We start from the raw sequence: 12836 nt of genomic DNA, 5'->3' as shown, positions 1-12836 counted from the left end.
TTTAAAATGAAAAAACAAAATACCTGGGATATTATTAAAAGACTATTTGTTATCGGGATGAAATTCCGGACGTGGTTTATTATTACCTTAATTATTTCGATCTTTTTATCGGTAATTTCTACCTATCGACCGTATCTTACGATGCAAATTGTGGATTCCGACATCATTAAATTACGAGATAAAGCTTCGATGATGAAGCATATCTATCTTTTAATCGCTTTGGTTTTTGGGGAAACCATTCTCAATTTTTTTTTGGTTTATTTTTCCAATTATATTTCCCAAAATGTGATTCGCGATATCCGGGAAAAACTGTATCATAAACTGATTTATTTCAAAACTTCTTATTTTGATAAAACCCCAATCGGACAACTCGTAACTCGTGCAGTAGGTGATGTAGAAACGATTTCAACGGTTTATACGGATGGTTTTCTGATGGTTTTTGGAGATATTTTGAGGATTGTTTTTGTTTTGATCATGATGTTCCAGGTGGATGTGCATTTAAGTTATATTTCCTTGGCAATTCTTCCGCTGATGGTGGTGATTACGAGATTCTTCCAGAAAAAACTCAAAAAAGCTTTTACTGATGAACGAACTTGGACCGCAACTCAAAACTCATTTGTGCAGGAGAGACTTTCCGGAATGACAATTATTCAGGTTTTCAACAGACAAAAAGCCGAGTTTCAAAAATTTGACCAAATCAATATCAATTTGAAAGCAGCTTTACTGAGAACGGTTTTCATTTTCTCGCTGTTTTTTCCGGTTGTAGAACTGATTTCTTCCCTTTTCATCGGGTTTGTATTGTTTTACGGAGGTTATATTACGATTTCCGCGGGTGTGGTGATCGCGTTTATTCAATACATTTCGATGCTCATTCGCCCGCTTCGCCAAATTGCGGATCGTTTTAATAATATACAAAGAGGAATTGTAGGCGCAGAAAGAGTTTTAGGTATCATGGACGAAGATTTCTCATTGGCCAACAACGGGAAAGTGATTAAACATCAGTTCGACGGAAAAATTGAATTTCAAGATGTGAAATTCTCTTATGATGATAAACAGGAAGTTTTGAAAGGGATTAGTTTTAAAGTAAATCCGGGCGAAACTGTGGCAATTGTAGGTGCAACAGGAGCTGGGAAATCCACAATTATCAGTTTAATTACCAGGTTATATGATATTAATTCAGGGAAAATTCTTTTGGATGATGTCGAGCTAAAAGATTATGAATTGTATAATTTAAGAAGTCATATCGGCGTTGTTTTGCAGGATGTTTTCCTTTTCCATGGTAGTATTTTCGAGAATCTTTCGTTTGGTGACGAAACAGTAACTTTAGAAAAAATAAGAAGCATTGCCAAAGAAATCGAGGTAGACGATTTTATCATGAGTCTTCCCGGCGGCTACGATTATGTGGTTCGTGAAAGAGGTTCATCGATATCGCTGGGACAAAGGCAACTGTTATCATTTTTAAGGGCTTATCTTTCGGATCCGAAAATTCTTATTTTGGATGAAGCAACTTCCTCCATTGATCAAGCAAGTGAAAAATTGATCCAAAGAGCGACCGAGAAAATCACTAAAAACAGAACCTCAATTATCATTGCGCACCGACTTTCAACCATTGAAAAAGCAGATAAAATTATTGTAATGGAACACGGGAAAATTGTGGAAGAAGGAAAACACATGGAGTTGCTCAACAAAAATGGCTACTACGCAACTTTATACAAAGCCCAACTGAAACACGAGGTAGAAGAAAGCGAGTAGAATTCGTGGAAAATTTACATAAAAAAAGATCGGTTCCCATCGGAGCCGATCTCTTCTTTTCTTTTCTTTAAAATGATATGTTAATTTCCCACCACAGTTTTTGCAGTGACAAATTCTTTCAAGGCAATCCTCGAAAGTTCGGTTCCGTATCCTGACCTTTTAGCGCCACCAAAAGGAAGTCGAGGATCCGAGCTGGTTTCCTTGTTGATGCTCACCGTTCCGGATTGTAGGTTTTCGATGAAGAATTGTTGGCGTTTTTTATCTTTAGTCCAAACCGCATTCCCTAAACCAAACGGAATGTCATTGGCGATTCTAAGAGCTTCATCGTCATTTTTTGCAATCATTACCATTCCGAGTGGCCCGAAAAGTTCTTCCTTTAGAATAGGATTTCCGGGTTTCACTTTGATAAGTCCCGGCTGAAATTGTGTTTCGGAAATTCTTTTCAAAGGTAAGATGATTTCTGCACCATTTTTTATCGCTTTTTTATATTGATTTTCCAATTCATCTGCCAAATCCGGACGGGCCATTCCGCTGAGATTGGTCTCTTTTTTCATAGGATTTCCGGGGATAAATTTTTGATATTCTTTAATGAAAATCGGCATGAATTCTTTTTCCGTGTTTTTCTGAATGATAAATCTTTTCGCTGCATTACACGCTTGTCCGCAGTTTTGAAGTCGAGCTTTGGCAGCACTTTCCGCCGCTTTTTTCAGTTGGGCATCGTCCAAAACAATGAATGCGTCACTTCCGCCGAGTTCGAGTAATGATTTTTTAATGTTTTTTCCGGCAATAGAAGCGACTTCAGCACCAGCTTTTTCGCTTCCTGTAAGACTCACTCCTTGAATAATAGGGTTTTCTAAAACAGATTTCACTTCCGCATGACCAATTTCTAAATTTTGAAAAATGCCTTTTGGAAATCCTGCATCAAGAAATAATTTTTCTATCAATTTTCCGCTTCCGAAACAAATTGAGGCGTGTTTTAAAACTACTGTATTTCCTGCAAGAATCGCCGGAACCGCAAAACGAAGTACCTGCCAGAACGGAAAATTCCAAGGCATCACTCCCAAAATAACACCAAGCGGCGCATAGTGAACTTCCGAAACGCGAAATTCTGTTTTTATTTTTTCAGGTTTTAAGATATTTTCTGCTTCAGCGTAATACCGCGTCATCAAAGCGCATTTTTTGATCTCCGCAATCGATTGGGAGATGGGTTTGTTCATTTCTTTGGTGATGTTTTTGCCGAATTTTTCAGCATCTTTTTCCAGCAACTCAGCTAATTTAAAGAGCAATTGTTGTTTTTTGGCAAATGGAATTTTTCTCCATTCTTCAAAAGTTTGTTGAGCTTTTGCTAATTTATTATTTAAATTCATTGATTCTTTTTTAAGATTAAAATTTAAAACGAAATTTCGTTTTCATCAGCAACAAATATACTAAAAGCATTAAAAGTTGATCTTATTATATATATAAAGACAAACTGATTTTTTTGTGAAATTTGAATTTTGCGGTTTTTTTTAGTTGAATGAAGAATAATTTCGCTGCAATCAAGAAGATAAGATAGAGTATGATAAGATTTTAATTAATTTCAATTGAAAGATTTGAGATTATGATAATTTTAAGTATTTTTGAAAAAATAAAATTTAATAAAAAATGAATACACCGTCGGAATTAAAGTACACCAAAGATCATGAATGGGTAAGAGTTGAAGGAAACGTTGCAACTATCGGGATTACAGATTTTGCTCAGAGCGAATTGGGCGATATCGTTTTTGTAGATGTAGACTCTGTAGATGATGAACTTTCATCGGGTGATGTTTTCGGAAGTGTGGAAGCTGTGAAAACTGTTTCTGACTTGTTTTTGCCTTTGACTGGGAAAATTGTAGAATTTAATGCGGATCTTGAGGATCAGCCAGAATTGCTGAATACTGATCCTTATGGGAAAGGTTGGATTATTAAACTAGAAGTTGCTGACGATGCCGATACTTCGGAACTACTAACAGCAGAACAATATCAAGAATCACTTGGATAAAATTTCGAAAATATTTGCTAAGATTTTGCCCATTTATTGGGCATTTCTTACTTTTATGCTCCTCAAGCCCGGAGTTGAAAATCAGGAATTTCCCTTTATATTCGAAGGGATTGATAAGGTTTTGCATTTAAGTATCTTTATGCTATTGGGATTTTGTTTTATGGCGACATTTCCCAAAATAAAATTCATTCATTATATACAGATAATGCTTATTTACTCTATCTTAACTGAGATTTTGCAGGACGAAATGGGTTTTGGTAGGTCTTTAGAAGCCCTCGACTTGGTTGCTGATACTATTGGAGTAATTATTGGTTACTTTGCGTTTATGCAGTTAAAGCGAATCAATTTTTAATTGGAATTTAAATAAAATATCATCTTCCCATTCCTCTGAGTGGGATTTTTTATGTTATTTAAAAGTATATTTCATGAGCAGTTAATTTTTTCCTTCAGATATTCAGCAAGTTGAGTATGATTTAGAAAAATAGGATAAAAAAAATTTGGAAAGGGAGAAAAAGTTGGTATCTTTGCAGACCCAAATGGAGAGATCTGGAAGGGGAGCGAAGTAGGGATTAGATTGAATTAGATAGTAATGGTGATTGATAAGGCTTACGAAAAAAAGTTTTAAAAATTATTCAAGAAACATTTGGTCAATTAAAAAATAGTTTATACTTTTGCACACGCAAATCAGGGAACTGAACGACAGAACAAGTTCACTGAGATAAAAGCGGAAGAAGAGAGATCATTGAAAATACAATAACAACCAAAAAAGTAAGGAAAAACTAAAGCGTCAATTTTTTTTGAGTGAGTCAGACAAACATACAATGGAGAGTTTGATCCTGGCTCAGGATGAACGCTAGCGGGAGGCCTAACACATGCAAGCCGAGCGGTATGGATAGCTTGAGAGCGGCGCACGGGTGCGTAACACGTGTGCAACCTACCTTTATCTGGGGGATAGCCTTTCGAAAGGAAGATTAATACCCCATAATATAATGATTGGCATCAATTATTATTGAAAACTCCGGTGGATAGAGATGGGCACGCGCAAGATTAGATAGTTGGTGAGGTAACGGCTCACCAAGTCAATGATCTTTAGGGGTCCTGAGAGGGAGATCCCCCACACTGGTACTGAGACACGGACCAGACTCCTACGGGAGGCAGCAGTGAGGAATATTGGACAATGGGTGAGAGCCTGATCCAGCCATCCCGCGTGAAGGAAGACGGTCCTATGGATTGTAAACTTCTTTTGTACAGGGATAAACCTACTCTCGTGAGGGTAGCTGAAGGTACTGTACGAATAAGCACCGGCTAACTCCGTGCCAGCAGCCGCGGTAATACGGAGGGTGCAAGCGTTATCCGGATTTATTGGGTTTAAAGGGTCCGTAGGCGGACTTGTAAGTCAGTGGTGAAATCTCATAGCTTAACTATGAAACTGCCATTGATACTGCAGGTCTTGAGTAAATTTGAAGTGGCTGGAATAAGTAGTGTAGCGGTGAAATGCATAGATATTACTTAGAACACCAATTGCGAAGGCAGGTCACTAAGATTTAACTGACGCTGATGGACGAAAGCGTGGGGAGCGAACAGGATTAGATACCCTGGTAGTCCACGCCGTAAACGATGCTAACTCGTTTTTGGATTTTCGGATTCAGAGACCAAGCGAAAGTGATAAGTTAGCCACCTGGGGAGTACGTCCGCAAGGATGAAACTCAAAGGAATTGACGGGGGCCCGCACAAGCGGTGGATTATGTGGTTTAATTCGATGATACGCGAGGAACCTTACCAAGACTTAAATGGGAATTGACAGGTCTAGAAATAGACCCTCCTTCGGGCAATTTCCAAGGTGCTGCATGGTTGTCGTCAGCTCGTGCCGTGAGGTGTTAGGTTAAGTCCTGCAACGAGCGCAACCCCTGTCACTAGTTGCCATCATTCAGTTGGGGACTCTAGTGAGACTGCCTACGCAAGTAGAGAGGAAGGTGGGGATGACGTCAAATCATCACGGCCCTTACGTCTTGGGCCACACACGTAATACAATGGCCGGTACAGAGGGCAGCTACCTAGCGATAGGATGCAAATCTCGAAAGCCGGTCTCAGTTCGGATTGGAGTCTGCAACTCGACTCTATGAAGCTGGAATCGCTAGTAATCGCGCATCAGCCATGGCGCGGTGAATACGTTCCCGGGCCTTGTACACACCGCCCGTCAAGCCATGGAAGTCTGGGGTACCTGAAGTCGGTGACCGTAAAAGGAGCTGCCTAGGGTAAAACAGGTAACTAGGGCTAAGTCGTAACAAGGTAGCCGTACCGGAAGGTGCGGCTGGAACATCTCATTTTAGAGCGTCTTTAGACGATAAACAAACAAGATACTTAAAGTATCACAAGCACTTACTCAAAAGATGCTTTAGTTTTTTTACTTTGGTTGGTATTAAAAAAAATACACCCACTAGAAATTAGTACAGGGAAGAGAGATAATTAACAATTATTAATTAATAATTATTAATTAGAGAGAGTCTCGTAGCTCAGCTGGTTAGAGCGCTACACTGATAATGTAGAGGTCGGCAGTTCGAGCCTGCCCGAGACTACTAATTGAAAAGATGGAAAGACATCAGATATGAGACATCAGACATTAAGTCTAAAGTCTGTAATCTGACATCTGAAGTCTACTAGCGGGGAATTAGCTCAGCTGGCTAGAGCGCCTGCCTTGCACGCAGGAGGTCAAGGGTTCGACTCCCTTATTCTCCACAGTATTAAGATTTTGATTTAAAAGTTACGGATAGAGCCAAAAACAATATCTGTTCATCAGGAACTTAATAAGAAATAAGATCATTGACATTAACGATAAGAACATCACAAAGAGAAAACCGAGCACTTACGGGTGCGGAGTTTACAAATAATAAGGTAACACGGTTGTGTTATCTGAACTAAAACTAAACTAATTTAACAATTAGGAAAGAAATCGTTAAGGGCGTATGGCGGATGCCTAGGCTTTCAGAGGCGACGAAGGACGTGGTAAGCTGCGAAAAGCTCGGGGGATCGGCACACACGAATTGATCCCGAGATGTCCGAATGGGGCAACCCGGCTGGTTGAAGACCAGTCACCTCGCAAGAGGAGCAAACCCGGAGAACTGAAACATCTAAGTACCCGGAGGAAAAGAAATCGAAGAGATTCCGTAAGTAGTGGCGAGCGAAAGCGGATTAGCCCAAAAGCTTTTATATGTTTAATAGAATGTTCTGGAAAGAACAGCCATAGAGGGTGATAGCCCCGTATATGAAAGGCATATTAAAGTGATAAATGAGTAGGGCGGGACACGTGAAATCCTGTCTGAATATGGGGGGACCATCCTCCAAGGCTAAATACTCCTGAAAGACCGATAGTGAACAAGTACTGTGAAGGAAAGGTGAAAAGCACTTCGAATAGAAGGGTGAAAGAGAACCTGAAACCGTACGCCTACAAGCGGTCGGAGCAGATTTATTCTGTGACGGCGTGCCTTTTGCATAATGAGCCTACGAGTTAATTTTACTAGCGAGCTTAAGCACTTCAGGTGCGGAGGCGGAGCGAAAGCGAGTCTGAATAGGGCGGATAGTTAGTAGGATTAGACGCGAAACCTTGTGATCTACCCATGGGCAGGTTGAAGCTTTGGTAACACAAAGTGGAGGACCGAACCGGTTGACGTTGAAAAGTCTTCGGATGACTTGTGGGTAGGGGTGAAAGGCCAATCAAACTGGGAGATAGCTCGTACTCCCCGAAATGCATTTAGGTGCAGCGTCGATGTTAAGTTTATTAGAGGTAGAGCTACTGATTGGATGCGGGGGAGTCAAATCCTACCAATTCCTGACAAACTCCGAATGCTAATAAATGTTCGTCGGCAGTGAGGGCATGGGTGCTAAGGTCCATGTCCGAGAGGGAAAGAACCCGGACCAACAGCTAAGGTCCCCAAATCTATACTAAGTTGAAATAACGCGGTTGAACTGCATTGACAGCTAGGATGTTGGCTTGGAAGCAGCCATTCATTTAAAGAGTGCGTAACAGCTCACTAGTCGAGCGGTTCGGCATGGATAATAATCGGGCATAAGTATAGTACCGAAGCTATGGATTTATAACTTTTGAGTTATATCTGGTAGGGGAGCATTCTGTTTGCGCCGAAGCAGTATCGTGAGGTATTGTGGAGCGGACAGAAAAGAAAATGTAGGCATAAGTAACGATAAAGCGGGCGAGAAACCCGCTCACCGAAAGACTAAGGTTTCCTCAGCCATGCTAATCAGCTGAGGGTTAGTCGGGACCTAACGCGAACCCGAAAGGGGAAGTGGATGGACAATGGGTTAATATTCCCATACTTGCTCACACTAAAAAGGGGACGGATTTACGTACTTGCTGGAGACTGACGGAATAGTCAAGGCCTAGCCTTCGGGCGAAGCTGCTGCAGGGAAATAGATTCCAAGAAAAGCCGAAGTGAAGCAACCCGTACCAAAACCGACACAGGTAGTCGAGGAGAGAATCCTAAGGTGCTAGAGTGAATCATGGTTAAGGAACTAGGCAAAATAGTCTCGTAACTTCGGAAGAAGAGACGCCAGCAGCAATGCTGGCCGCAGTGAAGAGGCCCAGGCGACTGTTTATCAAAAACACAGGACTCTGCTAAATCGAAAGATGCTGTATAGGGTCTGACACCTGCCCGGTGCTGGAAGGTTAAGGAAGGTTGTTAGCGTAAGCGAAGCAATTGACTGAAGCCCCAGTAAACGGCGGCCGTAACTATAACGGTCCTAAGGTAGCGAAATTCCTTGTCGGGTAAGTTCCGACCTGCACGAATGGTGTAACGATCTGGGCACTGTCTCAACCATGAGCTCTGTGAAATTGTAGTATCGGTGAAGATGCCGATTACCCGCAATGGGACGAAAAGACCCTGTGAACCTTTACTATAACTTCGTATTGACTTTGAATAAACAATGTGTAGGATAGGTGGGAGACTTTGAAGCTGGCACGCTAGTGTCGGTGGAGTCAACGTTGAAATACCACCCTTTGTTTATTTGGAGCCTAACTTGAGAGATCAAGGACATTGCGTGGTGGGTAGTTTGACTGGGGTGGTCGCCTCCAAAAGAGTAACGGAGGCTTTCAAAGGTACCCTCAGCACGCTTGGTAACCGTGCGTAGAGTGTAATGGCATAAGGGTGCTTGACTGTGAGACCTACAAGTCGATCAGGTGCGAAAGCAGGACATAGTGATCCGGTGGTTCCGTATGGAAGGGCCATCGCTCATAGGATAAAAGGTACTCCGGGGATAACAGGCTAGTCTCCCCCAAGAGCTCACATCGACGGGGAGGTTCGGCACCTCGATGTCGGCTCGTCACATCCTGGGGCTGGAGAAGGTCCCAAGGGTTGGGCTGTTCGCCCATTAAAGTGGCACGCGAGCTGGGTTCAGAACGTCGTGAGACAGTTCGGTCTCTATCTATTGCGGGCGTTAGATGTTTGAGAGGGCTTGAATCTAGTACGAGAGGACCGATTTGAACAAACCTCTGGTGTATCAGTTGTACCGCCAGGTGCACCGCTGAGTAGCTACGTTTGGAAAGGATAAGCACTGAAAGCATATAAGTGCGAAACCTGCCTCAAGATGAGACATCTTTTAAGGGTCGTTGGAGATGACAACGTTGATAGGCTACAGGTGTAAAGTTGGTAACAGCATAGCCGAGTAGTACTAATTACCCGTAGATTTATAGCCTAATAAGGCGCACTCTGTAAGTGCATCAAAGGTTTACTCTTTGTGAAAGTTTTTATCGATAAATAGACATCAGATGTAAGACATCAGAAATCAGACCATAAAGTCTGAAATCTCTTATCTGAAATCTGCCATCTAAATACATATTTAGGGTGGTTTTAGCAGAGGGGCTCACCTGTTCCCATTCCGAACACAGAAGTTAAGCCCTCTAGCGCCGATGGTACTGCGAAAGCGGGAGAGTAGGTCGCCGCCAGTTTTTTTTAAAGCTCAATCATTTTTTTGATTGAGCTTTTTTTATTTATAAACTAATAGTATTAGAAAATAATCGAATACAATAAATTGGAGGTGCAGTGTATTCATTTTTTGTAGAAAATACGTCTGTATAGTATTTAAAATTTACTCTTGGAAATTAGACACTTGTTGAGAAAAACTACGTCGTTATATCGCTTTTACCTCTATTGTCATCCGTGAAATTTGCTTTCTAAACATTTTAATGGAAGAGTATAAAAGAATCTTCTAGATCATCTTATTTTTAAACGAAAGCGCAACAAATAATCAAGATTGAACAATCAATCAAATGAATAATATTTGACATCTAATATTTTTTTTATTTTATAAAGATTATTAAAATTCAAGTTGAGTAGTGGTAAAATTTGACTTCGTCATTCATCTGCGTAGTTCCAGCTTATTCCTTCAACCCAATATTTTTTATTGATTCCAATCAATTTGATTTAATCATCAAGTAACTTTTTAGTTTAATTATTAATTTAGAAAGTTTCGATATCATATTTCAACCCGTTATCAATGTTTTTTAATAGTGCTTGGACAACCTGCTGTTTTTAAGTAATATTTTCTAGAATTGATGACAGAATTAATATAAATATAATTCAGTTTTTCATTCTTGAACAAATAACATAACCCCGTAAGAATAATTTTTTCCTTCAGATATTCAGCAAGTTGAGTATGATTTAGAAAAATTGGTTGGAAAACATTAGGAATTTGAGAAAAAGTTGTTATCATTGCAAACCCAAACAGAGGGATTTGTTAATGGTGTGCTAAGTAGGGATTAGATTGAATTAGATAGTAATGGTGATTGATAAGGCTTACGAAAAAAAGTTTTAAAAATTTTACAAGAAATATTTGGTCAATTAAAAAATAGTTTATACTTTTGCACACGCAAATCAGGGAACTGAACGACAGAACAAGTTCACTGAGATAAAAGCGGAAGAATAGAGATCATTGAAAATACAATAACAACCAAAAAAGTAAGGAAAAACTAAAGCGTCAATTTTTTTTGAGTGAGTCAGACAAACATACAATGGAGAGTTTGATCCTGGCTCAGGATGAACGCTAGCGGGAGGCCTAACACATGCAAGCCGAGCGGTAGAGTTTCTTCGGAAACTTGAGAGCGGCGTACGGGTGCGTAACACGTGTGCAACCTACCTTTATCTGGGGGATAGCCTTTCGAAAGGAAGATTAATACCCCATAATATAATGATTGGCATCAATTATTATTGAAAACTCCGGTGGATAGAGATGGGCACGCGCAAGATTAGATAGTTGGTGAGGTAACGGCTCACCAAGTCAATGATCTTTAGGGGTCCTGAGAGGGAGATCCCCCACACTGGTACTGAGACACGGACCAGACTCCTACGGGAGGCAGCAGTGAGGAATATTGGACAATGGGTGAGAGCCTGATCCAGCCATCCCGCGTGAAGGATGACGGTCCTATGGATTGTAAACTTCTTTTGTACAGGGATAAATCTACTCTCGTGAGGGTAGCTGAAGGTACTGTACGAATAAGCACCGGCTAACTCCGTGCCAGCAGCCGCGGTAATACGGAGGGTGCAAGCGTTATCCGGATTTATTGGGTTTAAAGGGTCCGTAGGCGGACTTGTAAGTCAGTGGTGAAATCTCATAGCTTAACTATGAAACTGCCATTGATACTGCAGGTCTTGAGTAAATTTGAAGTGGCTGGAATAAGTAGTGTAGCGGTGAAATGCATAGATATTACTTAGAACACCAATTGCGAAGGCAGGTCACTAAGATTTAACTGACGCTGATGGACGAAAGCGTGGGGAGCGAACAGGATTAGATACCCTGGTAGTCCACGCCGTAAACGATGCTAACTCGTTTTTGGATTTTCGGATTCAGAGACCAAGCGAAAGTGATAAGTTAGCCACCTGGGGAGTACGTCCGCAAGGATGAAACTCAAAGGAATTGACGGGGGCCCGCACAAGCGGTGGATTATGTGGTTTAATTCGATGATACGCGAGGAACCTTACCAAGACTTAAATGGGAATTGACAGGTCTAGAAATAGACCCTCCTTCGGGCAATTTCCAAGGTGCTGCATGGTTGTCGTCAGCTCGTGCCGTGAGGTGTTAGGTTAAGTCCTGCAACGAGCGCAACCCCTGTCACTAGTTGCCATCATTCAGTTGGGGACTCTAGTGAGACTGCCTACGCAAGTAGAGAGGAAGGTGGGGATGACGTCAAATCATCACGGCCCTTACGTCTTGGGCCACACACGTAATACAATGGCCGGTACAGAGGGCAGCTACCTAGCGATAGGATGCAAATCTCGAAAGCCGGTCTCAGTTCGGATTGGAGTCTGCAACTCGACTCTATGAAGCTGGAATCGCTAGTAATCGCGCATCAGCCATGGCGCGGTGAATACGTTCCCGGGCCTTGTACACACCGCCCGTCAAGCCATGGAAGTCTGGGGTACCTGAAGTCGGTGACCGTAAAAGGAGCTGCCTAGGGTAAAACAGGTAACTAGGGCTAAGTCGTAACAAGGTAGCCGTACCGGAAGGTGCGGCTGGAACATCTCATTTTAGAGCGTCTTTAGACGATAAACAAACAAGATACTTAAAGTATCACAAGCACTTACTCAAAAGATGCTTTAGTTTTTTTACTTTGGTTGGTATTAAAAAAAATACACCCACTAGAAATTAGTACAGGGAAGAGATACAAGAGCCAGGAGCCAAGAATCAAGACAGAATAAGTCTTGTATCTAGCATCTGGAATCTAATAGTCTAAAAAGACAGTCTCGTAGCTCAGCTGGTTAGAGCGCTACACTGATAATGTAGAGGTCGGCAGTTCGAGCCTGCCCGAGACTACTAATTGAAAAGATGGAAAGACATCAGATATGAGACATCAGACATTAAGTCTAAAGTCTGTAATCTGACATCTGAAGTCTACTAGCGGGGAATTAGCTCAGCTGGCTAGAGCGCCTGCCTTGCACGCAGGAGGTCAAGGGTTCGACTCCCTTATTCTCCACAGTATTAAGAGCCTGATTTAAAAGTTACGGATAGAGCCAAAAACAATATCTGTTCATCAGGGACTTAATAAGAAATAAGATCAT

At 41.4% G+C, this 12836-nt stretch carries 4 protein-coding genes, 4 tRNA genes and 4 rRNA genes; 11 read left to right on the top strand and 1 reads right to left on the bottom strand.

What is annotated here, in order from left to right; translation table 11 throughout:
* Nucleotides 1–6 precede the first annotated feature (6 nt).
* Nucleotides 7–1752, top strand: coding sequence for an ABC transporter ATP-binding protein (locus tag H0S70_RS07740; RefSeq protein ID WP_188320393.1), 1746 nt, complete (start codon nt 7–9; stop codon nt 1750–1752).
* An 80-nt stretch (nt 1753–1832) separates the two neighbouring features.
* Here the strand turns inward: H0S70_RS07740 and H0S70_RS07735 are convergent, their stop codons facing one another.
* The gene (locus H0S70_RS07735) at nt 1833–3119 is read right to left on the bottom strand and encodes an aldehyde dehydrogenase family protein (protein ID WP_188320392.1); all 1287 of its coding nucleotides are present in this window, start codon (nt 3117–3119) and stop codon (nt 1833–1835) included.
* Nucleotides 3120–3396: 277 nt separating this feature from the next.
* On the opposite strand from H0S70_RS07735, the gene gcvH reads away from it, so the two are divergent.
* The 10 genes from gcvH to H0S70_RS07685 all read left to right on the top strand — a co-directional run bounded on the left by gcvH (nt 3397) and on the right by H0S70_RS07685 (nt 12751).
* The gene (gene gcvH, locus H0S70_RS07730) at nt 3397–3774 is read left to right on the top strand and encodes a glycine cleavage system protein GcvH (RefSeq protein WP_123248441.1); all 378 of its coding nucleotides are present in this window, start codon (nt 3397–3399) and stop codon (nt 3772–3774) included.
* A 55-nt stretch (nt 3775–3829) separates the two neighbouring features.
* Nucleotides 3830–4126 carry a VanZ family protein gene (locus H0S70_RS07725; RefSeq protein ID WP_188322209.1) on the top strand — a complete coding sequence of 99 codons (297 nt, stop codon included), beginning with the start codon at nt 3830–3832 and terminating at the stop codon, nt 4124–4126.
* A 466-nt stretch (nt 4127–4592) separates the two neighbouring features.
* Nucleotides 4593–6101: ribosomal RNA gene (locus H0S70_RS07720) — 16S ribosomal RNA — on the top strand.
* Nucleotides 6102–6276: 175 nt separating this feature from the next.
* Nucleotides 6277–6350 (top strand) — tRNA-Ile (locus H0S70_RS07715).
* A gap of 86 nt (nt 6351–6436) precedes the next feature.
* Nucleotides 6437–6510: transfer RNA gene (locus H0S70_RS07710), tRNA-Ala, on the top strand.
* A 207-nt stretch (nt 6511–6717) separates the two neighbouring features.
* A 23S ribosomal RNA gene (locus tag H0S70_RS07705) occupies nt 6718–9477 on the top strand.
* A gap of 145 nt (nt 9478–9622) precedes the next feature.
* A 5S ribosomal RNA gene (rrf, locus tag H0S70_RS07700) occupies nt 9623–9730 on the top strand.
* Nucleotides 9731–10789: 1059 nt separating this feature from the next.
* A 16S ribosomal RNA gene (locus H0S70_RS07695) occupies nt 10790–12306 on the top strand.
* Together the 16S, 23S and 5S rRNA genes with 4 tRNA genes alongside form the textbook arrangement of a ribosomal RNA operon.
* 211 nt (nt 12307–12517) lie before the next feature.
* Nucleotides 12518–12591: transfer RNA gene (locus H0S70_RS07690), tRNA-Ile, on the top strand.
* 86 nt (nt 12592–12677) lie between these two features.
* Nucleotides 12678–12751 (top strand) — tRNA-Ala (locus H0S70_RS07685).
* Nucleotides 12752–12836 lie beyond the last annotated feature (85 nt).

Source organism: Chryseobacterium manosquense (assembly GCF_014623485.1).
In the GTDB taxonomy this organism is placed as follows: domain Bacteria; phylum Bacteroidota; class Bacteroidia; order Flavobacteriales; family Weeksellaceae; genus Kaistella; species Kaistella haifensis.
This window is presented reverse-complemented; position numbering and strand designations above follow the sequence as displayed.